Source organism: Streptomyces sp. NPDC111628, assembly GCF_055635195.1.
This window is the reverse complement of sequence record NZ_JBVKBZ010000002.1, coordinates 1,462,654-1,488,208: the sequence shown is the minus strand read 5'-3', so window position 1 is coordinate 1,488,208 and position 25,555 is coordinate 1,462,654. Positions and strand designations below refer to the sequence as shown.

General features: G+C 71.9%; 26 protein-coding genes. 5 read left to right on the top strand and 21 right to left on the bottom strand.

What is annotated here, in order from left to right; translation table 11 throughout:
- Positions 1–61: 61 nt before the first annotated feature.
- The 3 genes from ACZ7MF_RS14420 to ACZ7MF_RS14410 are packed head-to-tail and all read right to left on the bottom strand — an operon-like array spanning position 62 to position 2,239.
- On the bottom strand, positions 62–808 hold the full coding sequence (locus ACZ7MF_RS14420; protein ID WP_471477087.1) for a phosphotransferase family protein: 747 nt from the start codon (positions 806–808) through the stop codon (positions 62–64).
- A 52-nt stretch (positions 809–860) separates the two neighbouring features.
- On the bottom strand, positions 861–1,736 hold the full coding sequence (locus ACZ7MF_RS14415; RefSeq protein WP_471477085.1) for a glycosyltransferase family 2 protein: 876 nt from the start codon (positions 1,734–1,736) through the stop codon (positions 861–863).
- Between the two features lie 35 nt (positions 1,737–1,771).
- Entirely contained in the window at positions 1,772–2,239 is a 468-nt protein-coding gene (locus ACZ7MF_RS14410; protein ID WP_471477083.1) for a MarR family winged helix-turn-helix transcriptional regulator, read from the bottom strand.
- Positions 2,240–2,329: 90 nt separating this feature from the next.
- Between ACZ7MF_RS14410 and ACZ7MF_RS14405 the strand changes: the two genes are divergently transcribed.
- The gene (locus tag ACZ7MF_RS14405; RefSeq protein WP_471477081.1) at positions 2,330–2,980 is read left to right on the top strand and encodes an MBL fold metallo-hydrolase; all 651 of its coding nucleotides are present in this window, start codon (positions 2,330–2,332) and stop codon (positions 2,978–2,980) included.
- A gap of 35 nt (positions 2,981–3,015) precedes the next feature.
- Here ACZ7MF_RS14405 and ACZ7MF_RS14400 read toward each other — a convergent pair whose 3' ends face one another.
- Entirely contained in the window at positions 3,016–3,300 is a 285-nt protein-coding gene (locus ACZ7MF_RS14400) for an Atu4866 domain-containing protein (protein ID WP_471477079.1), read from the bottom strand.
- A gap of 137 nt (positions 3,301–3,437) precedes the next feature.
- Here ACZ7MF_RS14400 and ACZ7MF_RS14395 point away from each other — a divergent pair, with 137 nt between their 5' ends.
- Positions 3,438–4,295, top strand: a complete 858-nt coding sequence (locus tag ACZ7MF_RS14395) for a helix-turn-helix transcriptional regulator (protein ID WP_471477077.1) — start codon at positions 3,438–3,440, stop codon at positions 4,293–4,295.
- 8 nt (positions 4,296–4,303) lie between these two features.
- Here the strand turns inward: ACZ7MF_RS14395 and ACZ7MF_RS14390 are convergent, their stop codons facing one another.
- The 6 genes from ACZ7MF_RS14390 to ACZ7MF_RS14365 form a co-directional block, all read right to left on the bottom strand.
- Entirely contained in the window at positions 4,304–5,494 is a 1,191-nt protein-coding gene (locus ACZ7MF_RS14390) for an FAD-dependent oxidoreductase (protein ID WP_471477075.1), read from the bottom strand.
- A gap of 87 nt (positions 5,495–5,581) precedes the next feature.
- Positions 5,582–6,289 (bottom strand): TetR/AcrR family transcriptional regulator, encoded by a 708-nt coding sequence (locus ACZ7MF_RS14385; RefSeq protein ID WP_471477073.1) that lies wholly within the window; start codon positions 6,287–6,289, stop codon positions 5,582–5,584.
- A gap of 44 nt (positions 6,290–6,333) precedes the next feature.
- Positions 6,334–7,173 (bottom strand): hypothetical protein, encoded by an 840-nt coding sequence (locus ACZ7MF_RS14380; protein ID WP_471477071.1) that lies wholly within the window; start codon positions 7,171–7,173, stop codon positions 6,334–6,336.
- A 96-nt stretch (positions 7,174–7,269) separates the two neighbouring features.
- Positions 7,270–8,145: a geranyl diphosphate 2-C-methyltransferase gene (locus ACZ7MF_RS14375; protein WP_471477069.1), complete on the bottom strand. Its 876-nt coding sequence runs from the start codon at positions 8,143–8,145 to the stop codon at positions 7,270–7,272.
- Positions 8,146–8,160: 15 nt separating this feature from the next.
- Positions 8,161–9,480 (bottom strand): family 2 encapsulin nanocompartment cargo protein terpene cyclase, encoded by a 1,320-nt coding sequence (locus tag ACZ7MF_RS14370; RefSeq protein WP_471477067.1) that lies wholly within the window; start codon positions 9,478–9,480, stop codon positions 8,161–8,163.
- A 91-nt stretch (positions 9,481–9,571) separates the two neighbouring features.
- A complete protein-coding gene (locus tag ACZ7MF_RS14365; RefSeq protein WP_471477065.1) occupies positions 9,572–10,987 on the bottom strand; it encodes a family 2B encapsulin nanocompartment shell protein in 1,416 nt (471 codons plus the stop codon).
- Positions 10,988–11,281: 294 nt separating this feature from the next.
- On the opposite strand from ACZ7MF_RS14365, the gene ACZ7MF_RS14360 reads away from it, so the two are divergent.
- Complete coding sequence (locus tag ACZ7MF_RS14360) at positions 11,282–12,379, top strand: MerR family transcriptional regulator (protein WP_471477239.1); 1,098 nt, start codon at positions 11,282–11,284, stop codon at positions 12,377–12,379.
- A gap of 92 nt (positions 12,380–12,471) precedes the next feature.
- Here ACZ7MF_RS14360 and ACZ7MF_RS14355 read toward each other — a convergent pair whose 3' ends face one another.
- The gene (locus tag ACZ7MF_RS14355; protein ID WP_471477063.1) at positions 12,472–13,782 is read right to left on the bottom strand and encodes a phytase; all 1,311 of its coding nucleotides are present in this window, start codon (positions 13,780–13,782) and stop codon (positions 12,472–12,474) included.
- Between the two features lie 181 nt (positions 13,783–13,963).
- On the bottom strand, positions 13,964–14,413 hold the full coding sequence (locus ACZ7MF_RS14350) for a MarR family winged helix-turn-helix transcriptional regulator (protein WP_471477061.1): 450 nt from the start codon (positions 14,411–14,413) through the stop codon (positions 13,964–13,966).
- A 65-nt stretch (positions 14,414–14,478) separates the two neighbouring features.
- Here ACZ7MF_RS14350 and ACZ7MF_RS14345 point away from each other — a divergent pair, with 65 nt between their 5' ends.
- Positions 14,479–14,847 (top strand): VOC family protein, encoded by a 369-nt coding sequence (locus ACZ7MF_RS14345; protein WP_471477059.1) that lies wholly within the window; start codon positions 14,479–14,481, stop codon positions 14,845–14,847.
- 52 nt (positions 14,848–14,899) lie between these two features.
- On the opposite strand, the gene ACZ7MF_RS14340 is transcribed toward ACZ7MF_RS14345, so the two are convergent.
- On the bottom strand, positions 14,900–15,472 hold the full coding sequence (locus tag ACZ7MF_RS14340) for a TetR/AcrR family transcriptional regulator (protein ID WP_471477057.1): 573 nt from the start codon (positions 15,470–15,472) through the stop codon (positions 14,900–14,902).
- A gap of 62 nt (positions 15,473–15,534) precedes the next feature.
- On the opposite strand from ACZ7MF_RS14340, the gene ACZ7MF_RS14335 reads away from it, so the two are divergent.
- Positions 15,535–16,506, top strand: a complete 972-nt coding sequence (locus ACZ7MF_RS14335) for an SDR family NAD(P)-dependent oxidoreductase (protein ID WP_471477055.1) — start codon at positions 15,535–15,537, stop codon at positions 16,504–16,506.
- A 35-nt stretch (positions 16,507–16,541) separates the two neighbouring features.
- Here the strand turns inward: ACZ7MF_RS14335 and ACZ7MF_RS14330 are convergent, their stop codons facing one another.
- From ACZ7MF_RS14330 to ACZ7MF_RS14295, 8 genes are all read right to left on the bottom strand, one after another.
- Complete coding sequence (locus ACZ7MF_RS14330; protein WP_356857703.1) at positions 16,542–16,679, bottom strand: hypothetical protein; 138 nt, start codon at positions 16,677–16,679, stop codon at positions 16,542–16,544.
- Positions 16,680–16,870: 191 nt separating this feature from the next.
- Positions 16,871–17,614 carry an SDR family oxidoreductase gene (locus ACZ7MF_RS14325; RefSeq protein ID WP_471477053.1) on the bottom strand — a complete coding sequence of 248 codons (744 nt, stop codon included), beginning with the start codon at positions 17,612–17,614 and terminating at the stop codon, positions 16,871–16,873.
- Positions 17,615–17,689: 75 nt separating this feature from the next.
- Positions 17,690–19,105, bottom strand: a complete 1,416-nt coding sequence (locus ACZ7MF_RS14320) for a salicylate synthase (protein ID WP_471477051.1) — start codon at positions 19,103–19,105, stop codon at positions 17,690–17,692.
- A gap of 58 nt (positions 19,106–19,163) precedes the next feature.
- Positions 19,164–20,927: an ABC transporter ATP-binding protein gene (locus tag ACZ7MF_RS14315; RefSeq protein WP_471477049.1), complete on the bottom strand. Its 1,764-nt coding sequence runs from the start codon at positions 20,925–20,927 to the stop codon at positions 19,164–19,166.
- Positions 20,924–22,753, bottom strand: a complete 1,830-nt coding sequence (locus ACZ7MF_RS14310) for an ABC transporter ATP-binding protein (protein ID WP_471477047.1) — start codon at positions 22,751–22,753, stop codon at positions 20,924–20,926. The genes ACZ7MF_RS14315 and ACZ7MF_RS14310 overlap by 4 nt, the downstream gene beginning before the upstream one ends.
- Positions 22,750–23,478, bottom strand: a complete 729-nt coding sequence (locus ACZ7MF_RS14305; RefSeq protein WP_471477045.1) for a class I SAM-dependent methyltransferase — start codon at positions 23,476–23,478, stop codon at positions 22,750–22,752. Before ACZ7MF_RS14305 ends, ACZ7MF_RS14310 begins: the two co-directional genes overlap by 4 nt.
- Before the next feature lie 10 nt (positions 23,479–23,488).
- Entirely contained in the window at positions 23,489–24,322 is an 834-nt protein-coding gene (locus ACZ7MF_RS14300) for a thioesterase II family protein (protein WP_471477043.1), read from the bottom strand.
- Positions 24,319–25,554 carry a cytochrome P450 gene (locus ACZ7MF_RS14295; protein ID WP_471477041.1) on the bottom strand — a complete coding sequence of 412 codons (1,236 nt, stop codon included), beginning with the start codon at positions 25,552–25,554 and terminating at the stop codon, positions 24,319–24,321. The genes ACZ7MF_RS14300 and ACZ7MF_RS14295 overlap by 4 nt, the downstream gene beginning before the upstream one ends.
- Between the last annotated feature and the right edge of the window lies 1 nt (position 25,555).

The following is a 25,555-nucleotide window of genomic DNA, read 5'->3' as shown; positions in this document are numbered from 1 at the left end:
TCGGACGGCGGCCGCCCACTGCCGAAAGTCTCATACCGTGCCCGTCGTTTGCGCCGCAGCCTCACATCCGGGATCTCAGCACGTCGACCTCACAGCCCGGCGCGAAGGGGTCGAAGCCGTGCTCGATCAGCCAGCGAACCGCCAGCAGGCTTCGCAACGACCACCATGCGTGGATCACGTCGATGTCGATGTCGGTGCCATAGCCGGCGATGACGTCGCCGAGGTGCTCCTCGTGTCCGAGGGTGAACGTGGCGAGGTCGTACAGGGCATCGCCCTGGCCCGCCTCGGACCAGTCGATGATGCCCGTGACCTCGTCGCCGTCGGCGAAGACGTGCGCGATCTGCAGGTCGCCGTGCGTGAACGCCGGAGCCCACGGCCGGAGCGCGGCCTCGGCGACTCGACGGTTGCGGGTGACCAGGCCGGCGGGCAGCACGCCGTTCGTCACGAGTGACTCGCACTCGTCGTCGAGTTCCGCCGCCAGCGCGACGATGCTCCGGCCGGCCCGGCCCGGCCAGGGCGGCAACGGCGCGTCGTGCAGCTCCCGGATGACCGCGCCCGCCGCGGCCCACCCCGCCGGCGACCCGGTCGACGGCCCGCCGAGGCGTCCGAGCGTCGTCCCACGCAGTGCGGCGATCGCGAGCACGGGCGGCTTGTGCCACAGGACCTGCGGGGTCGGGACCGGCACGCGGGACATCGCCTCGACCTCGACGTCGATACGCGCCTGATCCGTGTCCACCTTCAGGAACACGTCGCCGACGCGCAGAGTCGCACGCTCGGAATGGGCGACGACGACTTCGACCTCATCCATGGGCGACCAGTATCCCGGGAGTGACCGTCGATGTCCCCTCCCGGACACAGCGTCAGATGACCGGCGGGCGACCAAGGCGCGTCATCCGTGCCACGGTCGCCCACCGCATCGGTCGCCGCGCACCGCCCGATGCGCGCACTCCTTCGGCGAAACCGCCCGCCCAGGCCCGCAGTCCGCCCCAGGAGCGGGTCCGCACCACCGTCAGCCCGGTCCATACCCCGAGGTAGACGGGGACCAGGGGTGCGGGCAGGTGCCGTTTGGCCAGCCACACCCGGTTGCGGGCCGTCATCCGGTAGTAGACGGCGTGCCGGGCGGGTGACGTCCAGGGGTGCTGGAGCAGCAGCGACGGCTCGTACACCACCCGCCACCCGTCGTCCAGGGCCCGCCACGCCAGGTCGGTCTCCTCGTGCGTGAAGAAGAACGCGTCCGGCCAGCCGCCGATCCGGTCCAGCATCCGCATCGACAGCGCGTGACCGCCGCCCAGGAACGTCGTGACCTCACCACCGCGCATCGGGTTCCTCGACCGCAGCCGCGGTACGTGCCGACGCTGTGTGCGACCGTGCTCGTCGGCGATCCGGAACGACACGATCCCCTGCCGTTCATCGGCCTCGTACATCGAGGCGAGCCTGGCGAAGACGCCGCTGTCCACGAGCAGCCCGTCGTCGTCCAGATCGACCACGACATCCACGTCTCCGCACGCCCGCAGGTGCTCGATGGCCACGTTGCGGCCGCCGGACACTCCCAGGTTCTCGTCCGACTCCACTCCGTCCACGCCCGCGGGCAGCCGCGGCAGCGCACAGCCGTTGCCCACCACCACGATGCGGGTGGCCGGCCGTGTCTGACCGGCCACCGAGGCCAACAACGCCTGCAATTCGGCGGGGCGACTGCCCATGGTCAGGATCGCGATCCCCAGACGAGTGCGGCTCACAGGTGAACTCCGATCGACTTCTCGAAGGCCGCAGCCTATCGGCTCGCCCCTGCGCTCCGCGCGATACGGGCGTCGCTTCCGAGTCCGGTGAGGCGGGCCGTCAGGCGGGACAGCAGGGCGACCGACTCGCTCAGCCGCCGTCGCTCGTCGGGGTCGAAGGTCTCGCGGATGGCGGCGCCGAGGGCGCCCGCGCGGAGGGTGCGCTCTTGCCGGAGGCGGGAGCGGCCGGCGTCGGTGAGGTGCAGCAGGAGCTTGCGGCCGTCGTCGGGGTGTGGCTCGCCGCGGAGCAGGCCGGCGACGGAGAGGTCCTTGACCGACTTGGCGGCGGACTGGTGTGTGACGCCGCGCAGTCGGGCGAGGTCGGCCGTGGTCAGAGGGCCGTCGCGGTCGAGGAATCCGAGGATGGCGGCCTCGCCGGGGGGCATGGTGTCCACGGCTCTTACCGCCCGGACCAGCTCGCCGATCGACCGCCGCAGCTCCTCGGCCAGCGCGTCTTCGTCCATGGAGCCATCCTAGCCGGAGATCTTCCAGCTAGTTGTACAGTTAGGTTGTACAAATAATCTGCAGGTAATGTTCGATGGAGGCGGCAGGACATGGCGGTCGTGGAACTCACCAAGTTCGGTCATGCGTGTGTGCGGCTGGAGAAGGACGGGCGGCGCCTGGTCATCGACCCGGGCGGTCTGACCGACCCCCAGGCGTTGGACGGCGCTGACGCGGTGCTCGTGACGCACGAGCACTTCGACCACTTTTCGGAGGAGGTGCTGCGCCGGGCGGCCGCCGCGCGTCCGGGTCTGCGCATCTGGACCAACTCCTCCGTCGCGCAACGGCTGGACGGTCTCGGCGCGCAGGTCGCCACCACCGGGGACGGGGACGCCTTCAGCGTCGCGGGCTTCGACCTCACGGTGCACGGAACCTGGCACGCGGTCATCCACCCGGATGTCCCGCGCATGGCCAACATCGGGTTCCTGGTGGACGAGTCCCTGTTCCACCCCGGCGACGCCCTGACCGTCCCCGGCACTCCGGTCGGCACGCTGCTGCTACCCGTGCACGCTCCCTGGTCGACGGTCGGCGATCTGATCGACTACGTGCGCGAGGTCGCTCCCCACGATGCCTACGCCGTCCATGACGGCGCCCTCAACGACGTCGGCACCGCGATGGTCGAGGGCTTCCTCGGCGAGCGGGGGCCCGGGGTCCCGGCCCGCTACCGTCGGCTGCTCCCGGGCGCGAGTGTCCGGATCGGCTGAGGCCCGGTGGCGCACCGTTCACGGCATGCCGACGCCTACGACGCCGAGGACTTCTCCTCGCGGTACAGCACGAGGTGCTCGTGGTGGAGCACGCCGTCCCGCAGGTCTCCGGTGGCGGTGAAGCCGGTGTCGTCGACGTAGTCGAGGTGGTCGCCGGTCACCGTGTAGCGGCCGGTGTACGCGCTGCGCCGATCCCCCCGGGCCTCGTCGTAGCGCCCGTCCGGCAGCAGCTCCTGACGGATGTGGCCGTCCGCGGTCACCCACATGCCGACCACATCGGCGTTCTCACGGTTGCGCCGATCCCGCGCGTTCGCTGTCATCGCACTTCCCTTCCACGGTGGGCGGTGGCATCTGCCCGGCCGAGTCTGCGCAGGTCGGCCGGGACGCACCAGGGCGTTCGCTGCCTGGGTGCGGCGCACCCGGGCAGCACACCGGAGCACCGCCTAGCCTTGGCGGCATGGTCGACAACCGTCTCGGGGAGTTCCTGCGCGCGCGCCGTGCCGGTCTGCGGCCGCAGGACGTCAACATGGCGAGCCACGGCCTGCGCAGGGTCCCCGGACTGCGCCGCGAGGAGGTCGCCGTCCTGGCCGGGGTCAACGCCGACTACTACACCCGGCTGGAACAGGGCCGCGAGCGTCATCCCTCTCCGCAGGTACTCGACGCTCTCGGCCGCGCGCTTCACCTGGACCCGGAGGCCCGCGCCCACCTGCACCGCCTGGCCGGGGTGTCACCGGCCGGCCGGGACTCTGTGCACGCGACCGAACGGGTCGGTCCCGCACTGCGTCAGCTGATGGACGGCTACGCCCACACCCCCGCCTTCGTCATGAGCCGCGCCCTCGACGTCCTGGCCGCCAACGCCCTGGCCGACGCGCTCTACGCCCCCTTCACCCCTGCGGACAACCTGGCCCGCATGACCTTCCTCGACCCGGCGGGCAGGGAGTTCTACCAGGACTGGGACCGGGCCGCCCAGGCCGTCGTCGCCAACCTGCGCCAGGCACATGGCTTTGATCCCGAGCACCCGCGCCTGAGGAGCCTGGTGGACGCGCTCGCCGAGCACAGCGCGGCATTCCGGCGCCTGTGGGCGGAGCACTCCGTGCGCGGCAAGACCCAGGACGCCAAGCGGCTCCTCCACCCGGACGTCGGCGCTCTCTCGCTGACGTACCAGTCCTTCGACGTCCGTGACGCTCCCGGGCAGCAACTCGTCATCTACCACGCCGAGCCGGGCAGCCCGTCGGCCCGCGCCCTGGGCCTTCTCGGCTCGCTGCACGCCGGGGAGCGGCAGCACGTCGGCATGCACGGCGAGCGGAATCCGTGAATGCCGGGTCACGCCCCTGTGCGGCCGGAGTCGAAGAACCCGATCATCTGCTCCAGGCCGTCCGTGCCGAACATGGTGTCCAGGCTGCCGGCGGACTCGATGGCGGACGCTTCACTGCGGGGAAAGAGGCCTTCCTCGTACTGGGTGAGCGCGGCCTCGGTGTCGCCCGGGTGCGCGGCGAGGGCGAGGGCGAGTTCGGCACCGTCGTACATGGCGAGGTTGGCGCCCTCGCCGGCGAAGGGGGACATCAGGTGGGCCGCGTCACCGAGCAGGGTGACGCCGGGGGTCCGCGTCCAGCGATGCCCGACGGGCAGGGCGTGGATGCGGCGCGGAGTGATGGTCTCCGCGTGGGCGACCAGGCCGCGCAGGCCCTCGTCCCAGCCGTCGAAGTGGGCGAGGACCGCGGCCTTGGCGGCGCCGTGGTCGGTGAAGTCGATGGTGTCGATCCAGTCCTCGTCCGCCCTGAGCGCCGTGTAGACGTGCAGGCTGCCGTCGGTCTCGCGGTGGGCGAGGAGGCCGCGCCGGTCGCCGAGGCAGATGAAGAAGCCACCGCCGACGACGGCCGCGCTGCCCGGGTGGCGGGTGTCGGCCTCGTGCAGGTCGGTCTCCACGAAGGAGATGCCGGTGTAGGCGGGCTCGGCGGCCGAGAGCAGCGGCCGGATGCGGGACCAGGCGCCGTCGGCGCCGACCAGGAGGTCGGTGGTGATGGCCGAACCGTCGGCGAAGGTGACCTCGTGCCGGCCGTCGTCCAGTGCTCGGGCGCCGGTGGCCTTGCGCCGCCAGTGGACCGTGCCGTCGGGGAGGGAGTTCAGCAGCAGGCCGCGCAGCTCGCCTCGGTCGACCTCGGGGCGGCCGCCGTCGCCCTCGTCCTCGGTGGCGACATGGACCGTGCCGTCGGGGCCGACCAGGCGCATCGCCTGGCCGCCCTCGTGGATGATCTTGCGGAACTCGTCGTGGAGGCCGGCGGCATGGATCGCCTTCTGGCCGTTCTCCTCGTGGATGTCGAGCATGCCGCCCTGCGTGCGGGCCTCCGTGCCCGGCTCCAGGTCGAAGACCGCGGATTCGATGCCGTTCACGTGCAGGACTCGGGCGGCGGTGAGGCCGCCCAGGCCGCCGCCGATGATCGCGATGGGGTGGTGCCGGGTGCTCATGGTGACCTCCAGGGGTGCGCGGTCGAACCTCTTCAGCGTAACGAACATGTTCGTAGCGAACAAGTTCGTTCAGTCGCGCGCTCGCAGAAAGGCTGGGCAGCGACGGGTTCGGCAGCCGGCCTCGGCCCCGGCCCCTCAGCCGGCCGCGCCCCGCGCCGGGCCGGGGACGGGCGTGCGGGTGATCCCGTTGACGAGGACGTCGAACGACCAGCGCAGGCGGTCGTGGGCGGAGCCGCCGACGAGCAGGGGCATGTGGGAGGCGATGGCGGGATGGGTGGCCTCGTCCGCGTCACGCAGGGCGCGGACGGTGGCGCTCCAGTCCTCGTGGGACGTCGGATCGTGTTCCTGGGTCGCGTGCTCGGCGGCGGTGGCGGTGGCGTCCTGCAGGAGCTTGTCCACGCCCCAGGCGACCTGGGCGCCGGGGGCTCCGCTGCGGGCGAGCAGTTCGAGGATCCGTTCCACGAGCCGCAGGTAGTTCTCCCCGCTGGGGCGGGCGACCAGGGCCGACCGGGCGAGCTGCGGGTGCGCGAACAGTACGAGGGTGTACGACGTCAGCACGGCCCTGAGCTGCTCGCGCCAGCCCTCCTCGGCGCCCGCACCGGTGAGGTCGACCTCGCCCAGCAGCGCGTCCAGCACGGCCGCGTGCAGTTCGACGGTGTTCGCCACGTACACGTAGAGGGAGGCGGGGCCGGTGTCCAGCTCCTGCGCCAGGCGGCGCATGGTGACCTTCGCCAGCCCCTCCGCACGCATGAGCGCCACCGCGGTGTCGACGATCCACTGCCGGGACAGTGCGGGCTTCGCCGGACGGTCCCGGCGGCTGACCGGGTCTCTTCTCGCTGCCATGTCCCGATCGTAACGAACACGTTCGCCCTGTGGTCGGGACCGTGTCAGCGGGAATCCTGACGCAGGTGCCGGTCCTGTCCCGCCCCGTGTCCGGCGACCGCCGTGGCGATCCCGAGGACGGCCAGCACGGTGAGCGGAAGGGTCCACCTGTGCGTGGTGTCGTGCAGGATGCCGAGCAGGAGCGGCCCGGCCGCCGCCACGAGGTAGCCGATGGGCTGCGCCATGCCCGCCGGCGCGGCGGCCTCGCCGGAGCTGTCGGCGCGCCGGCTCTGGAAGGTCAGCGCGAGGACGAGGCAGGCACCGCCGCCGAGTCCGAGCAGGGTGCACGCCAGGACGGACAGCGCGGGAGCGACGACCAGCACGGTGAAGCCGCCCGCCACCAGGACCGAGGCCCCGGCCGCGGCCCATCGCTGATCGTGCCGGCCGCGGGTGAGCAGGGGCAGGAGACTGCTGGATGCCAAGGACACCACCTGGTAGTAGAAGGCACCCATCCGGCCGTAGTACTGCTCGTGCCGCGGTCGGTCAGGATGCTGGGCAGCCACGCGACGGCGGTGTAGAAGGCCAGGGACTGCAGGCCCATGAAGAAGCGTGCCCGCACACCGCGCGTCGACGCCCGTGGCCGCGGCCGGATCCGCACCGTCGCAGGCCGCGTCGGCGTCGGCCAGCAGCTCCCGCAACTGCTGCAACTGCTGCAACTGGCTCTCGCTCCGGCGCAGGGCCGCGGCTCCCGAGGCGTACTCCTCCAGAACGGTCCGCAGTTCCAGCACCTTGTCCCGCTGCGCGGAACTCGCCCGCCGCACCATGACCGACTGAAGCTCGCTGGACGAGCAGACCAGTTGCGCGGACGGGCTGGCCGTCCGTCGCGGTGCGCTGATGCGTTTCATGGCAGAGGCAGGGGGCTGGCCCGTGGGGACGCGGATCCCGCCGGAACATGCCCTCATCGAGGGGCTCGTCGTTCCGTTGGAGCCGGCCCGCGTCGCTCACACGCGGTCGGCCGCGATCAGGACGTACTGGAAGGAGCCGTCACGGTAGGACTCGATGAACGCCTTCTCGATTCCGGTGACCAGCGAGGACGTGGCCCGCAGCTCCCAGTAGGGCAGTGTCTCCGGGGTGAGGTCGACGATGGTGTGCGGCACGAGCCGGTTGTCGGCCATGGCCCGCAGGTACTCGCGGCGGGAGTGGATGTTGCACTCGAAGTGGGCGTTGATCTGGGAGACCCACTTCGACGGCTGGCCGTAGCGGGGGTTCCAGCAGCCGGTGATCGTCACGTAGCGGCCGCCGACCTTCAGGAAGCGGGAGTGCTCGCCGAACAGGTCGTGGAGGTCGACGTACATGGTCGACTCGTTGTTCCACGAGGCCGTGATGCCGCCCTTGTCGAAGGGCGTGTCGAGCATGTTGCACACGCGGGAGCGGACATGGTCGTCGATACGCAGTTCTCGCGCGCGCCGGTTGCCGAAGTCGGCCTGGGCGGCGGACAGGGTCACTCCCTCGACCCGGCAGCCGAAGCGGCGGTGGGCCATGACCATGGAACCGCCGCGTCCGCAGCCGGCGTCGACGAGGGTGTCGTCGGGACCGATCTGACCGAGGTGGTCCATGAGGAACTCCGCCTGCGCCGACTCCAGCCGGTGCAGCTCCGCGACGACCTTCTTCTCGTACTCGCTGTGCGCCGGGTCGCCGAGCGCGGCTTGGTCCACCGCGCCGATGCCGTAGTGGTGGTGATAGAGCCCGTCCACGTCACCGAGGCGGAGGTTGACCGGCCGTGCCTCGTTGTTCCAGTAGCGGGCGATGTCCTGCTGGTACGGCGTCGCCGGGGCCGGGATCTTCGCGGTGGCGGTGGTGGTGGTCTCAGTGGTCACAGATACGTCCGTTCTCTACCAGAAGTCGGGCAGGCTGTAGCGGTAGGTGTTGGTGCGGTGCCAGTCGTGGTTGCCGTCGACCCAGGCGGCGACGCCCCTGAGGAAGCGCAGCACGGGGGGCAGGGGGCAGGCCTCCGCGAGGTCGGCCGCGGCCGCCTCGAAGGAGTGCTGGAGTTCGTTGTGGACCTCGACGGCCTTGAGATAGGCGTCGCGTTCGCCGAGCTGCTCGCGCTCGGCGATCACCACCGGCAGGTTCAGGTGGCGGCCGGGGCTGTTGAGTTCCTTGGTGTACGAGTAGAGGTCGTTGACGATGGTCGTCGCGTTCCCGGCGAGGGCGATGACCCGTTGCATCTCCGGGCGGGCGTGCAGGTCCGCGGGCAGTTCGTAGCCGCCGACGGTGTCGGTGATCGTGGGGCAGGGGCGGAAGTTGTTGAACTGGCGCATCGCCAGGTACTCCCACACCTCCGGGACGTGTCCGGTCTGTGCCCAGGCGCCCTCGGCGAGGTAGCCCAGGTGCAGCCGGGCCATGTCGTGCCGGTAGCGGTCGGACTGGGAGGGGGTCGCCGCCCGGACGAAGTAGCCCATGGCGCTGTCGTACGCCCGGCGCGGGGCGTCCGATGCGAGGGACTCCTGCCACATCGGCGTGTACTCGGCCGTGGAGTGGAAGTGGTCGATCGCGGTGTGCGCGAGCAGGAGGCGCCCGCCCAGACCGACGGGTGAGCCACCGTGGTCCTCGCAGTAGCAGTCGTCCACCGCGTTCTCCGCGACCATCAGCCGCGTCGCGAGCATCAGGTGGTCGACGGTCGGCGCGTCGGGGTGGCAGCCCACCATGTAGCGGCCGACCGAGAAGCCGTCGAACTGCCCCTCCCACTCCTCGGGATACAGCTGGACCTCGTCCTCGGCCCAGCGCTTGATCCGGTGGCTCACCTCCTCGACGCGCACGGGGTCGGGTTCCGGGACGGGGTGGTGGTAGAGGCCGGGGACGGCTCGTCCGGCGGCGGGCGGGGAGGGTGCCGGGGTCACCGGGTCCGGTTGCCGTCCGTACCTGTCGGCCGGGGTGAGCGAGGTCGTGCCCGGCCCGGTCGGCCCGCGCAGGATCCGCTGGAGGGCGGAGCCGCCCGTGGCCGGGGCGGGCGTGTCCCCTGCGGCGGCGGGCGTCGAGGGTGGTGCCGGGTGGGGAATGGTGACCGGCGGATGCAGTGCGGCCAGGAAGTCGCACACGGCCGGCGTGGCCGATGCGCTCGCGATCACCGGGGCGGGGACGTCCGGCAGGGTTGCGGGCGGCGTCGGCCCCCGCTCAGAGGGTGGTGTTCCGAGGGTCCCGGAGTCGGGCATCGGCGGCTCCTTGCTGCGGTGGGGCGGGCGTTCTGTTGCGCGTGAGGCCGGTCGGGCCTGGCCCGGTGGGCCGTGCGGGCCGTGCGGGGCTTCAGCGCGACTCCGGGGCGATCTGAACGTTCTCCATCACTCCGAGGGCGTCGGGCAGGAGCACCGCGGCGGAGTAGTAGGTGCTGACCAGGTAGGAGATGACCGCCTGTTCGTTGATGCCCATGAACCGCACGGAGAGGCCCGGCTCGTACTCGTCCGGCAGTTCTGTCTGCCGCAGGCCGATCACGCCCTGGTTCTTCTCGCCGGTGCGCATCGCGATGATGGAGCTGGTCTGCTCCTTGCTGATCGGGATCTTGTTGCACGGCAGGATGGGGACGCCGCGCCAGGCGGGGACGGACTGCCCGCCCAGGTCGACGTGGTCGGGGTAGAGACCGCAGGCGTTGAAGCCGCGTCCGATGGCGGCGATGGTCCTGGGGTGGGCGAGGAACAGTTTCGTGCCGCGTCGGCGACAGAGCAGCTCATCCATGTCGTCCGGGGTCGGCGCGCCGGTGCGGGGCTGGATGCGCTGCGCGAAGTCGGCATTGTGCAGCAGCCCGAACTCGCGGTTGTTGACGAGTTCGTGTTCCTGACGCTCGCGCAAGGCCTCGACCGTGAGCCTGAGTTGCTCCTCGGTCTGGTTCATCGGCCCGTTGTAGAGGTCGCCGACCCGGGTGTGGATCCGCAGGACGGTCTGTGCGACGGAGAGCTCGTACTCGCGCGGCCGCAGTTCGTAGTCGACGAAGGTACCGGGCAGTTCGGCCTCGCCGACGTGACCGGCCGACAGGGCGATCTCGGCCTCGCCGTGCTTGGTCTGCCGCTGCCGGGTGCGCGTGTGGAAGGCGTCGACGTGGGCCCGCAGCTGCGGCGCGGAGGTCTGGGCCGCGGTGAAGTCGGCGCGCGTGAGGGTGAGGAGGGTGCCGGAGGTCTCGGCGGTGAAGGTGCACTCGTGGCGGGCGTCGGGATCCGTCAGCGCCTTCTCGCCGAAGTGGCTGCCGTCCGCGAGCACCGCGGTGGTGACCTCTCCCCCGTACTTGCCCTCGGTGGTCCGGCTGACGCGACCGTGGGCGATGAGGTGGATGCGGTCTGCGGGACCGCCCCGTTCGACGAGGACCTCGCCCGCCGCGAAGTCCCGCTGCGTGCAGCGGTCGGCGAGGGCGGTGAGGACGTCCGTGTCCGCGAATCCGCGCAGCAGGGCCAGCTCGGTGAGCTCTCTGGGGATCACCCGGACCCTGGCGCCGTCCTGGACGAACTCGATGCGGCCGTCGCCGAGCGTGTGCCGCAACCGTCGGTTGACCCGGTAGGCACCGCCTGCGGCCTCGACCCAGGGCAGCATCCGCAGCAACCAGCGGGAGGTGATCTCCTGCATCTGCGGGACGGACTTGGCGGTGGTGGCGAGGTTGCGGGCAGCCGCGGTGCTCAGCGACTGCTGCGGCGCCTCGGTCGGGGTCTGAGCTTCCGGGATGCTGTCGACGGACATCGGGAGGCCTTCTCCTTGCACGACGGGGCGACCGGCGCACACAGCTGCGCCGACAGGGGGGACGGGAGGGGTGGGCATCGAGTCGGAGGGATCACGGGAATCCGTCCGCCACACAGAAAGCTAGCTGCTGGAACGGCCGCATCCACCAAGGTGACGGGAGGCTTACCCCGAAGCAGTGACAATCGGTCGAATGCGGTTTATCGGTCCGCTGGTTGAGATCGCACCGCGGGAGAAGGTCTGGACCCTCACGTGGCGTCAGGCTGCATAGTCGGTGCCGTGAAGGATCACTGGACCGTGGGACGCGTGGCCGAGCTGGCCCACGTGAGCGTCCGCACGCTGCATCACTATGACGAGATCGGGCTCGTTCGGCCGTCGGGGCGTACCGCGGCCGGGTACCGGGCCTATTCGGCGGACGACGTGGCGCGACTGCGGGAGGTGCTCGGCTATCGACGGCTGGGCTTCGGGCTGCGGGAGGTCGCGGAACTCGTCGGCGACCCGTCCGGCGACGCCGTCGCGCACCTGCGCCGGCTGCGCGGCCTGCTCCTGGAGCGGCGTGATCGCGCCGACGCCATGGTGGCGGCCATCGACAGGGAACTCGACGTACGGGCGAAGGGACTGAAGGTGACACCGGAGGAGCAACTGGAGGTGCTCGGTGCACGGCTGTACGACGAGATCGGCGGCGCCTACACGACGACACGGCGCACCGAGCCACGGATCGCCGCGCGGATCTGGGACGCGCTCGGGGACGCGCGGACGGTGTTGAACGTCGGTGCCGGCACCGGTTCCTACGAGCCCACCGATCGCGACGTGACCGCGGTGGAGCCGTCGGCGGTCATGCGGGAGCAGCGGCCTGCCGGGGCGGCTCCGTGCGTGGCCGCCGCCGCGGAGAGGCTGCCGTTCGCGGACGGCTCCTTCGACGTCGCGATGGCCGTCTCCACCGTGCACCACTGGGGGGACCCGATGGCGGGGCTGCGCGAGATGCGGCGCGTGGCCCGCCGCGTGGTGGTGCTCACGTTCGACACCGACGAGCCCGGATGGCAGGACCGGTTCTGGCTCACCCGCGACTACCTTCCCGAGTTCGCCACCGTTCTCGCGGAGTTTCCCTCGCTGGCCGGGATGGCCGACGCGATCGGGGCCCGCGCCGAGCCGGTGCCCGTTCCGTGGGACTGCGCCGACGGTCTGTTCGAGGCGTACTGGCGCCGGCCCGAGGCGTATCTGGAGGATCACGTGCGCCGGGCCGCGTCGGTGTGGACGAGGGTCGGGCCGGAGGCCGAGCGGCGGGCGGTGCGAAGCCTCGGCGACGACCTCGACTCCGGCCGGTGGGCCGAGCGCAACGAGGCCCTCGCCGACCTCGACACGGCAGATCTCGGCCTCCGCCTGCTCATCGCCTGACCTGGGCGTCGGTCGGCCCGTGCCGGCCGTGGCGCACTCGGCGCCTTCCACGGTTCGACCGGCGGCCCGGGCTCGGGCCGCCACGGTGGCTGTCAGTCGTCGAGCGCCTCCAGGACGTCGGCGAGGTCGACGAACTTGAAGCCCGTGGCCTCCCGGTCGCCGTCCTCCGGAGCCGTGTGACCGTCCTGGACGACGAGCAGGCCGTCCGGGTACCTGCTGCCGAGAGGCTCGGCGAGGACGTCCGCGCCGTCGCACTCCTCGGAACCGTCCAGCGCCTGGGACGCGGCACCGACCCGGAAGCCGCCCTCGTACTCGTAGGCGTCGGAGCGTTCGCGGTCGTAGGCGACGAAGGTGTCGTCGCCCTGGCTGGAGGTGAGCAGGTAGCCGTCTCCGCCTTCCTGCTCGATCAGGGTCAGGCCCTCGACGTCCGCCGACACCCGCGCACCCCCGAAGCCGGGGTCGTCACCGGCCACGCACTCCTCGGAGGCTTCGTCGTACGTGGCCGGCACGCCGTACTCACGGACCTTGTCCTGGAGGACCGGACCGCCCCTGAGGTCGGCCCGCAGGCGCCAGACGCCCACGTCCTCCTGTCCGGCGAAGAGCGTGCCGGTCTCCGGGTCGACGACCATGCCCTCGACCTGCGGGCCTTCGCCGGGTTCCCCGCAGGGGGACCACTTCGTGCCGTCGGGCATCGTGAACGTGGCCGGCAGGTCCAGCGTGCGGACCTTCCGGTAGGACACCGTGCCCTCGCGCGTGGCGGTCAGCTCCAGCAGCGCGACGCGGGTGGTCGCGTTCTGGCTGACGAGGGCGTAGGACCTGCCGGTCGCGGAGTCGGTGTACGTGGCCAGGCCGTAGGCGGTGCTCTCCTCGTCGACCTCCTCCTGGGAGCCGGAGAAGATCCACGGCGCGGAGGCGTCGGTGACATCGGTGAGCGGGGCGTGCGGCCGGTCGCCGTCGACGCGGTAGACGCGCAGCTTGTCGCTGCCGCGGTCGCTGACGACCGCCAGGTCCGTGGCGCCGGAGCCCAAGGACATGCCGTGCACCAGGTCGACGTTGTTGAAGCGGCCGGGAGCGTCGTCCGCGCCGGGCGCCTCGGGCGCGGGGACCGACTGCACCTGCCGGGCGTCGAGATCGTAGACCCGCAGGCCGCCCTCCTTCGCCGTGGCGATGACGAGGCTGGCGTCCGGGTCGGCGTGGTTGCGCCAGATCGCCGGGTCGTCGGCGTTCGCATTGCCCCCCTCGTCGTCGTCGAACAGCGCGGCGGTCTCGGCGCGGGGAACGACCTCGGGGGGTGCGGCGAGCGCCGAGGCGTCCGCCGGGGGGACGGCCGCGACAGCGGCGGTGAACATCAGGGTGGCCGTCGCCGCGACGACACCGGAACGGCGTCTTGTGAACGCGTGCACGAGCTGTCTCCTTCGTCGGGGAGCGGGTGAGGCCGTCGCGCCTCCGACGTACGGATGGCGACCGCATCCACCGCTGGGACGAGGTCACATGATCGAGAACGGAGGCGGAGGGCACGCATCGCCCGGGCAGCCCGCCGACGACGGTTACATGGCGGAGGGGTGAACGGATGCGCCCCGCCCTTCACTTCCCGTCGCGCAGGGAATGAATCATGCTCTCCAGGATCCGGAACGCGCCCGACTGCTCCCTCTCGGTCATACCGGCCAGCATTCTCAGCTCGACGGAACGGACCGCCACGGTCGCCTTCTCCAGGCTCCGCTGGCCGCGAGGAGTGAGCCGCGCGGGAAGCGCCTTCCCGACGGGCGCCTCGGCCGGCCTGGTCACGTAGCCGTCGCGTTCCAGGGCCTGGAGCAGCACGTTCATCGACTGGCGGGTCACGAACGCGCCCCGCGCGAGCTCGGAGTTCGACAAGCCCGGCCGTTGGGCCAGCAGTTCGAGGCAGGAGTAGTGCGTCACGCTCATCCCGAGTGGCCGCAGCACCTCCTCCATGGCTGCGCGCAGGGCGCTCGAAGCCTCTTTGAGCAGGTAGCCCAGTGATTTGTCCAGGTCGATGCCGGCACCCTTTTGACTCATGTCAGCATTCTGACATACATTGACCTGTGTCAGGAATCTGACACGAAGAGAAGGAGCACACCACCATGCCCGTCACCGGTCCCGACTTCGTCTCCCTCCAGGTACGCGACCTCGACGCTTCACAGGCGTTCTACGAGCAGTACCTCGGCCTCGTCCGCTCGCAGGCCGGGCCTGCGCACGCCGTGGTCTTCGAGACGAAGCCGATCGCGTTCGCACTCCGCGACGTCGTACCCGGCACCGATCTCGCCTCCGTCGCCCAGCCCGGCATCGGTGCCGCGATCTGGCTCCACGGCACCGGCGTCCAGGCCATCCACGACGCCCTCGTCGCCGACGGTCACACCATCGTCTCCGCACCGGTCGACGGCCCGTTCGGCCGAACGTTCACCTTCGCCGACCCCGACGGCTACCACGTCACCCTCCACGACCGCGCCTGACGAGCGGAACGCCGCACCGATCGACGCGGAACGCGGGTGTCACCGCCGCGTTTCAGCGCAGCAGAAGACCGACGGCCACCGCCAGGCGCTCGAGGTACGACTCCCTGGACCCGACCTGGTGCTTGAGTCCCGTCGACGTGCTGATCATCGTCTGTGCGATCTGGACGGCCTCCGCTCGGCCTGTCGCGGCGGTGATCGCGTCTGTGATCAGCTCCTCGAAACGTCGCGGCAGGACCTCGACGACCTCTCCGAGGATGCCGGGGTTGTCCTCGATCACCGTCGCGGCATCGCGCGCCAGTGGGCCGACGTAGCGGCCCGCCCAGTGGTCGAACGCCTCGACGAGGCGCTCCGGAAGGGGGCGGTCGCCGTCGGCCAGGGCCTGTTCGACCGCGATGATGTCGCGGTGCAGGGCCTGGGTGACCGCGGCACGGAACAGGGTCTCCTTCGAGGAGAAGAGGAAGTAGAGGCCCGGCCGGGAGATGTGCGCCGCCCGCGCCACCTCCTCCATCGAGGTCTTCCGGTACCCGAAACGCGCGAACGTGGCCATGGCGGACTCCAGAACCATGGTCCGGCGGTCGGCATCCGCACCTGTCGTGGGCGGGTGGCCGGGGTCGCGACTGCTCATGCGGCGAGCATACGAGCATCAGTCGCACTATACAAATGAGGTCTAGTTCGTATAGTTGAGTCATGGATACCCGCCCGCTCATCTCCACGCCCTTCACCGCCTCCAGCACCGCGGACGAGGTGCTGGAGGGCGTCGACCTCACCGGTGTCCGCGCGATCGTGACGGGAGCGTCCTCCGGACTCGGCATCGAGACGGCTCGCGCGCTGACCGCTGCCGGGGCGGAAGTGACGCTCGCCGTACGGAACACGGCTTCGGGTGTCTCCGCTGCCGAAACGATCGGCAGGTCGACCGGAGCGGCCCCGCCCCGCGTCGTCCGACTCGACCTCGCCGACCGGGCCGGCGTCACCCGGTTCGTCGACGCGTGGGACGGCCCGCTCCACCTGCTCATCAACAACGCCGGCGTGGTCACCGGGGGGCTCGAACGGACGCCCGAGGGCTGGGAGCTGCACTTCGCGACGAACCATCTCGGCCACTTCGCCCTGGCCACCGGGCTGCACGAGGCCCTGGCCCGCGGTGCGGCCGAGCGCGACGGAGCACGGATCGTCTCGGTCAGTTCGACGGCGCACATGCGGTCCGGCATCGACTTCGACGACCTCCACTTCGAGCGCCGCAGGCATGACCCGCAGACCGGCTACGCACAGTCGAAGACGGCGAACTCCCTCTTCGCCGTCGAGGCGACCCGCCGATGGGGGTCGGACGGCATCGTCGCCAACGCGGTCAATCCCGGCGGTGTCGCGACGGGTCTGCAGCGGAACTTCACGCCGGAACAGAAGGCATCGCTCGACGCGGCCGAGGCGGCCGGAGTGTTCACGTACAAAACGGTCGAGCAGGGAGCCGCCACCAGTGTCGTCGCGGCCGTCGCCCCCGAGTTCGCCCACTCCGGGGGCCACTACCTCGACGACGGGCAAGAGGCATACCCGGTGCCGGACGACGCCGACCTCGCGCGGCACCCGCACGGGGTCAAGGAGTGGGCGCTGGATCCAGCCACCTCCAAGCGTCTGTGGACCGTCTCCACCGATCTGCTGCGCCCGTAACCTCTCGGCCCGCAAGTGCCGACCGTGAGCCGAACCTACGCGACTTCCTTCCCGGCCTCCCCCGGCTCCCCCAGCGGCCGGGTCATCCCGTCGTCCGGGGCCGCACGCCGGCCGGGTTCGGTCTGGTCCAGCTCCCAGTGGTACTGGCATTCCTCGCACCGCGGCCCGTCCACGACGGCATCCTCCCCGTTCGGGCAGTCCGTACCGTCTCCGCGTCCCGCACATGCTTCACCTGTATGCCCCATGCATCCGACCGTGCGCGGCACCGCGCCACGTCAGGGAGAGAGCCTGCGGGGCGCACGGGTGCTCGATCCCCGCACGACGCCCCACAGCCACCACTGATCCCGGCCTTCCGCAACACCCGTCAGAGGACGCCTCCGTTGGCACGGATGTTCTGTCCCGTCAGCCATCGCCCGTCCGGCCCCGCGAGGAACGCGACCACGTCCGCCACGTCCTCGGGCCGGCCCAGGCGTCCGAGCGAGGTCATCGCGACGGCCATCGCCAGCTTCTCCGGCTCGTTGGCCGCGTTCAGGAGATCGGTGTCCGTGGCACCGGGCGACACGGTGTTGACCGTGATGCCGCGTGCGCCCAGCTCGCGGGAGGCGACCAGGGTCAGCTGTTCGAGGGCCCCCTTGCTGGCTGCGTAGGGGGCGTTGCCGGGCGCGGGGAAGACGGTGTTGAGGGTGGAGATGTTCACGATCCGCCCGCCGTCCCGCATGTGCCGGGCGGCATGGCGCACGGTGAGGAAGACCGATTTCGCGTTGACGGCCATCACTCGGTCGAAATCGTCCTCGGTGGTCTGCGCGAGGGGTACGACGTCGGTGTGCATGGCCGCGTTGTTGACCAGGATGTCCAGGCCGTCGAGCCGGCGTTCGGCCGTGGCCAGCAGGTCTTCGGCCGCTCCGGCTTCGGCCAGGTCCAGCTGGACCGCGGTGACCCTGCCACCGGCCTTCTCGGCCTGCCGCACCACCTCGTTCGCGGCCTCCCGGTTCTGCGCGTAGTTGAAGACCACCGCCGCTCCGTCCCGTGCGAGGCGCAGCACGACGGCCCGCCCGATCCCCCGTGAGCCTCCGGTGACGACAGCCGCCTTGCCTGTGAGTACCGCCATGTCCCCTCCTACGTTGCCGACTCGTCCGTTGCCACCAACCCGTACCCTCCAGCGGCTCCGAAGGCACGGTTCCGGTCAGGTGTTAGAGAACCGCAGGTACGGGGCGACGCTGCGGAGCTTCTCGCAGGTCTCCTCGGTCTCCCGCTCGGGGCTGGACTGAGCGGTGACCCCGGCGCCGGCCCGCAGCCACGCCTCGTCGCCCGCGCCGATCAGGGTGCGCAGGACGAGGGCGGCGTCGAGGGCGCCGCCGGTGCTCCCCCGGAAGACCGCCCCGCCGTACAGGCCGCGTGGCCCTTCCTCGTGGCGGGCCAGGGCCTGGAGCGCGGCGCGTTTGGAGACTCCGGTCGCGGTGATCGCGGGAAACAGGGAGGCGAAGGCGTCCCAGGGTCCGGCATCCGGCCGGAGCCGGCCCCTCACCCGTGAGGCCAGGTGCTGCACCGATCCTCGCGGGCGGACCGCCATGTATTCCTCGACCACGACGGAGCCGGGGCGGCACACGGCCGCCATCTCGTCCCAGGCGAGACGCACGGACACGGCGTGTTCGTGTATCTCCTTGGGGTCGCTGAGCAGTTCCGCGCGCCGGCGCTCGTTCTCCGCCGGGTCGGCGCCCAGGGCGCGGGTGCCCGCGAGCGGCTGGGTGCTGACCCGCCCGTCGTCCCCGACCTCGAGAACGGTCTCGGGGCTGAATCCGGCAGCCCGGTAGCCGCCGAGGTCGAGCACGTAGGAACGTGCCGGTGTGTTGGCCCGGCGGCCCGCGAGATAGGTCGCGGGGAAGTCCGGGCGGGGCTCGGCGGGCAGCGGGACCTGCCGGGAGACCACGGCCTTCTCCAGCAACCCGGCGCGGATGTCCCGCACCGTACGGGAGACCGCTCGGCCGTAGGCGTCGGTGCCGACGGCGATGACGGCCTCGGTCCGGTCCCGCGCCGGTTCGTCGTGGGAGGTCTGCTCGGCCGCGGGCTCCGCGAGCAGGTCGGCGACCTTGCGCGCCCATGCCTCGTCCACCGCGCGGACCACCGTCGACTCCCCGGTGAGGGTCACTTCGACGGACGGGATCAGGGCGTGCAGCAGCGGCCGGTCTCCGGCCGTCGCGGGGTCCGCGTGCAGGAGGTGGGCGAGTTCGAAGGCCGCCCAGCCGTAGAAGCGGCGCCCTTCGCCGCTCTCGTCGGGCAGCTCGGACACGGGCGCCAGCGCGGCCAGGGCGTCGGCGAACGCCGTCAGTGGCCGCCGCTGCGTGCGCGAGGTCCAGGTACGTCCGGCGGCCCGCGCGGTGATGCCGGTGGCGTCCGCGGTGACGCTCACGTCGGAGCCTGCCGCGAAGTGCCAGACTCCGCCTTCGGACTCGTACACCACGTACTGGCCCGCGAGGCCCGCCTGTGCGAGGCGGGTGGCGGTGGCGGCCGGGTCGTGGCAGGGCTCCCGGGTGCTCGCGCACGCGAGCGGTGGGACGGACCTCGCCCATGCCTCCCAGGTGTTCCTGGATCCGGTGCTCATCGTGTCGTGCCTTCTCTCTGCCGCTGGGTCGGGGGGGTCGCGGGTGTCGGGCGAGGGGTCATGACGGGGCCGCCTCCAGGCGCCAGCCGTGGGCCTGCGCCCGCCGTTCCCAGAAGGAGGCGTACGTGCCCGCCTCCGCCACCAGGTCGTCGTGCGTGCCCCGTTCGGTGATCTCGCCGTCCTCCAGGACCAGGATCTGGTCGGCGCTCACGACGGTGCTCAGCCGGTGCGCGATGACCAGGAGGGTCTTGCGGGCCGCCAGGGCGCGCACGGCCTGGGCGAACAGCGCCTCGTTCTCCTGGTCGAGGGCGGCGGTGGCCTCGTCGAGGACGAGGATCGGGGCGTCCTTGAGCAGTGCACGGGCGATGGACACGCGCTGCCGCTGTCCGCCGGACAGACGGGCGCCGCCCTCGCCCACCTTCGTCGCCCAACCCTCGGGCAGTTCCCCGATCACCCGGTCGAGGCCGGAGAGCGCCGCGGCCTCGGCCAGTTCGCCGGAGTCCGCGTGCGGGGCGGCGATGCGGACGTTCTCCTCGATCGTGCCGTCGAAGAGGTAGACGTCCTGGAAGACGAGGGACACGTGGGCCGCGAGGGCGTCGGCGCCGATCTCGCGGACGTCGACGCCGCCGATGCGGACGGTGCCCTCGGTGGTGTCCCGGAAGCGGGCGAGCAGGTGGGCGATCGTGGTCTTGCCCGCGCCGGAGGGCCCGACCAGCGCCGTCATGCTGCGCTCCGGCAGGCGGAAGGTCACGTCGTTCAGGACCGGGCGTGCGGCTGCCCCGGACACCGGGTCGGCTCCGCCGTCGTAGCGGAAGCCGACCTTGTCGAACTCCACGCTCGCGTCGCGGGGCGTCCGCGGCTCGGCGGGCTGGGGGAACGGCGGTTCGTCGAGGACCGCGCCGAGGCGTTCCAGGGTGTTGCGGGCGATGCGCATTCCGGCACCTGCCTCGGCGGCGGAGGACACGCTGTCGATCAGGCGGACCAGCAGCACGAGGAGCGCCAGCAGGGTGGGCACGGACAGCGATCCGTCGAGCTGCCAGGACACCCCGAGGGCGAGCAGCAGGGCGAACACGAGCCGGGTGGCGAAGGAGAACGAGACCAGTCCGGGCAGCCCTCGCGCGATGAGCCGCCGGTCGGCGCGCGCCTCGGCCACCAGAGCGTCGTCGAGGGCGCCGTATCCCTCGGCGGTCCGGCCGAACGCCCGCAGTACCGGCTGGTTGCGCGCGTACTCCAGGACCCGGTCGGCGGACTCGCCGATCGCGGCGTCGCGGCCCAGGTCCAGCCGGCGCATCACGGCGCTGCTCGCCGCCTGGACGGCGAACAGCACGGGCGCGCAGACCATCAGCACCAGGGCGGTGCGGACGTCGAAGAAGAACGTGGCGGCCACCAGTGTCGCCGGGGTGAGCAGGGAGCTGATGAACGGGCGCAGCAGGTGGGCCGGTGTGCTCATCACCTGGATGACGTTCTGTCCGGCGAGCCTGCTGAACTCGGCCGTGCGGCCGGCGCTGAACCAGCCCAGCGGCAGGCGCAGTGCCTGGTCCGCCATACGGCGGTGCAGCACCCGGGAGAGCCGGGAACCGACCGTGAACCCACCGCTGACGGCCGCGCCCTGGAGCACGGCGTACGCGAGCGCGCAGCCGGCGAACGCCGTCAGCCATGGCCACACGTCGTCGGGATCGGGGCCGAGCAGGGCACGCAGGACGGGCACCAGGAGGGCGAAGGCCACACCCTGGAGGACGGCCGCGCCGCACTGGAGGACGAGCAGCCGGTTCAGGGGGCGGGAGCCTTCCGGCCCGAGGACGCGGTAGAGCTGACGGATCATCGCGCACTTCCTTCTCGGACGTCGTCCGTGCTGCTCTGGGCGTCCCAGAGGGTGGCGTAGCGGCCCCCCGCGGCGACGAGGTCGTCGTGGCGGCCCTGTTCGGTGACGCGTCCGTCCTCCAGGACCACGATCCGGTCGGCGGAGCGGACGGTCGACAGCCGATGGGCGATGACGAGCAGGGTGCGGCCGGCCGCGAGCGCGGACAGCGCGTCCTGGATCAGTGCCTCGGAGTGCGGGTCGGCGTACGCGGTCGCCTCGTCGAGCACGAGGACGGGGGCGTCGGCGAGCAACGCCCTCGCGATGGAGAGGCGTTGTGCTTCACCGCCGGAGAGAGTGACGGCGGTGCCGAGTTCGGTCGCGTAGCCGTCGGGCAGTGCCGTCACGCGGTCGTGGATGCGGGCGGCGCGGGCGCACCGCTCGACTTCCTCGTCGGTGGCCTCGGGGCGGCCCAGGCGGATGTTGTCGGTGACGCTCGCCCGCAGCAGCCGTACGTCCTGGAGGACGAAGCCGACCCGGCGGTACAGCTCGGTCGCGGGGATGTCGCGGAGGTCGGCGCCGCCGAGGGTCACCGTGCCGGCGGTGACGTCGTGGAAGCGGGGCAGGAGCGAGGCCAGGGTGGACTTGCCGGAGCCGGAGGGTCCGACCAGCGCGGTGACCGTGCCGGGTGCGAGATCGAGGTCGACGTCGCGCAGGACGTCGACCTGCCCGTCGTACGAGAAGGAGACCCCGCGCAGGGAGACGTGGTGGCCGTCGGGCTCGACGGGGTCGGCGGGCTCGGGGAGGGTCGGGGCGCGCAGGAGTTCCGTGATGCGTACGGCGGCGGCCTGGCCGGCCCGGATCTGCTGGATGCGGGGGCCGACGACGCCCATGGGCGCGGCGACGGCGGGGCCCAGCAGGAGGAAGGGGACGAGTTCGGCGCCGGTCGTCCAGTCGCGGGTGACGAACACCGTGCCCACGACGGTCAGGAGCAGCAGGACGACGGCCGGGGCGACCACCAGCACGGCGGCGGTGGAACTGACCAGGGTGGTCCGCACCCAGCGGGAGAAGAAGTCGGCGAAGCCCTCGGTGGCGTCGACGAAACGCTCGTGGGCCTTGCGGCCGCGGCCGAAGCTCTTGAAGACGGCGATGCCGGAGGCGAACTCCACGGCGGCGGCGGAGATCCGCCCCAGCGCGGCGCCGAACTCGGCCATCTGGGCCGCCGCGCCCGCCATGGCCCGGCTGAACAGGAGCACGCCGAGCAGCAGGGGGACGACGCTGACCAGGGTGAGGCGCCAGTCGACGGTGAACAGGTAGGCCAGTGCGAGGACCGGTGCGGTGAGCACGGCGACGACGTCGAGCAGGGTGTGGGCGAACAGCGTGTGCAGTGCGCTCACGTCGTCCTGCACCGCCTGCTTGACCTCACCGGTGCCCCGGTCGGTGAGCCGGCCGAGCGGCAGCCGCCCGATGTGCCGGGCGAGCCTGCGGCGCAGGGCGAGCTGGAGGTCGTTGTCGGCGATGTGGGCGAGGGCGCCGGCCGCCGTGCCGCACGCCAGGGCGAGGAGGCCGGCCGCACAGGCCAGCGCGACCAGCGGCCACAGGGAGTCGCCGTCGGCGGGGGTGCCCGTCGTGAGTCGGTCGGCGATCTCGGAGACGGCGATGAACGGCACCACTCCGGCGAGGGCCGCGACGGTCTGGAGGCCGACGGCGACGGCCAGTCGGCTCCGGACGGGTCCGGTCAGTTCGCGCAGGGGATGCAAGGGGCGCGGGAGTGCCGCGGTGCCCTCGCCGGGGGCTGTCGGCGTCCGGGACACCGGGTCCGGGCCGGTCTCGGGCGGTTGTGACGTCACTTGACGAGTACTCCGATTTCGGGGATGGGCCGGCCGCCCGCCTCGGTGATGCGGCGGCTGGTCATGCCCGCCTCGCGGGCCAGGCGGGCGACGTCGAAGGTGTGCCAGTCGTAGCTGTCGGCGACCTCGCGCACGGTGCGGCCGTCGCGCAGGACCTTCCAGGTCGTGGTGAACCGCATGGCGTCGCCCTCGGTGGGTTCGCCGCCGATCCACCACTCGTAGGTCTGGCGGCCGATGGTCTCCCTCAGGGACATCACCGGGGGGATGTGGCGGGGCGAGGAGACCCCCATCAGTTCCACGACGACGGGCGCACCGTCCGGCAGTCGGTCGGCGAGACGCTTCCACAGCGCCACGCGTTCGGCGACGGTGAGATGACCGGCGACGCCGAAGATGACGACGGCGGAGAGCCGTTCGGGCAGGACGAGGTCCTGGGCGGCGCCGTCGGCCACCGTCACCCGGCGCCGCAGGTCCGGGTCGCGGGCGACCCGGGAGGTGAGCATGGCCCGCATGGTGGCCGAGGGTTCGGCGGCGAGGATCTCCGCCTCGGGGAGCGCCGCGGCGATGACCTCGGTCACGCGTCCGGTGCCCGCGCCGATCTCCAGGACCGGGCCGTGCGAGACGTCCAGGCCCGTCAGGACGCGGGTCAGCGGCGGGCCGCTGCTGGCGGTGTGCCGGGTGGCGACCAGCTCGTAGAACTCGGCCGAGGTCGAGTAGTAGTCGATCACGACGGTCTCCTCACGGGGTGCTCGGCCAGGTGCGCCGGACGTCCGTGGTCAGCGTGGGGTCCATCCGGCGCAGTACGGTGGCGACCACCTCACGGCGTCGCGGGGTGAGGTAGAAGTGGTCGCCGGGGAAGACCCGGACCTCGGTGCGGGCGGTGGTGAGGTCCGCCCAGCCGCCGGCCCGGTCGCGGCTGCGCCGCTCGCCGAGTTCCGGGTCCGCGTCGCCGGTCAGCACGTGGATCGGGCAGGACAGCGGCGGCCGCTTTTCGGGCCGGTGGGTTTCGATGATCCGGTAGTCGTGGCGGACGGCGGTGAGGACCAGGGAGCGCAGTCCCGGGTCGTCGAGGACCTCACGGCTGGTGCCGCCGAGCCGGGCCAGTTCCGCGCACAGCACGTCGTCGTCCTGGCGGTGCAGTTGCCCGGTCACCGCCGTGCCGGGGGCGGCCCGGCCGGAGGCGAAGAGCCGGCGCGGGCCGGGGGCTTGGCGGCGGTCCAACTCGTGGGCCAGTTCCCAGGCCACGGCGGAGCCCATGCTGTGTCCGAAGAGGGCGTAGGGCCGGTCGAGCAGCGGCAGTACTGCGTCCGCCACCGCGGTCACCAGCTCGCCCATGCCGGCGCTCTCCGGCTCGTCGAAGCGGTCCTCGCGGCCCGGGTACTGGAGGGCGACGAGTTCGACCTCGGGGGGCATCAGTGCCGCCCAGGGCCGGTAGAAGCCTGCGCTGCCGCCGGCGTGCGGCAGGCAGATCAACGTGAGCCGGGAGGCGGGACCCTCGTTCCACCGTCTGGTCCACGGGCTGTCGGCACGTCCGGCGCGGGCGGAGGAGTGCGACGGGAAGGCGGCGGTCACCAGGTCACCATCAGTTCGTCGAGGCCGAAGGTGGCCGAGTCGTGCTTGACGACGACCTGGTCCCGCTCCCCCGCGAGGCGCAGCGTGGGGACACGGCGGACGAGTGTCGTAAGGGCGACCTCCAGCTCCAGCCGTGCCAGGTGCTGACCGATGCACTGGTGCACTCCGTACCCGAAGGCCACGTGGTGGTTGTCCGTGCGGCGGAAGTCGACCCGCTCGGGGTCGTCGAACTGCTCGGGGTCGTGGTTGGCACCGGCGAGGAGCGCGATGACGCCGTCGTCGGCGGGGACGGTGCGGCCGGAGAGCTCGATGTCCTCGGCGGCGACGCGCAGCGGAATCGAGTCGGCGACGGACAGGACGCGCAGCAGTTCGTCGACGGCCGCGGGCATCAGGGCGGGGTCCTCGCGCAGTTCCTCCAGCAGCTCCGGCCGGTCCAGGAGGAGCAGGGTGCTAAGGGCGATCATGCTGGTGGTGGTCTCGCGGCCGGCGTTGACGGTGATGCCGAGGGTGGACAGCAGCTGCTCCGTCGTCACGTTGCCGGGGACCAGGTGGTCGGTGACGAGCTGCGAGATCAGGTCGTCGCGGGGTTCCTCCCGGCGCTCGGCGACCAGCCCGGCGAGCAGGCCGAAGAGGCCGCCGAGGGCTTCGGAGACCTGCTCGGCGGTGCTGTTGCGGGAGCCGGAGATCCGGGTGACGTCCCGGAAGAACTCCAGGTCGTGCCGCGGGATGCCGAGCAGTTCGCAGATCACCGACGTGGAGACGGCGTTGGCGTAGGCGCTCACGAAGTCCACCGGGCCTCCGGCGGCCAGCATGCCGTCCAGGATCTCGTCCACCCGTGCCTGTACGGCGGGCCGCATCGCGCGGACCCGGCGCACGGTGAACGCCGGCAGCAGCATGCGCCGGTAGCGGGTGTGCTCGGGGGCGTCGGTGCGGATGAAGGGACGGAACCTGGCCCCGGCCTCCTGCTCGCCCTCTCCGAGAGCGGGGAAGCCCGGGCGGCGGATGTCGGCGCTGGCGCGCGGGTCGGAGAGCAGTTCCCGTACGTCGTCGTAGCGGGTCACCACCCAGGCTTCCCGCCGGGTCGGCAGGGTGACGCGGGCGACCGGGTCGTCGGTGCGCAGCGCGGCGTACTCCGCGGGCGCGGCGAAGGGGCAGCCGCGCCGGATCGGGAAGTCGCGGGGCGGGGTGGCGCCGGGGGTGTGGGAGGCCGTCGGGGATTCGGGGGGTGTCATC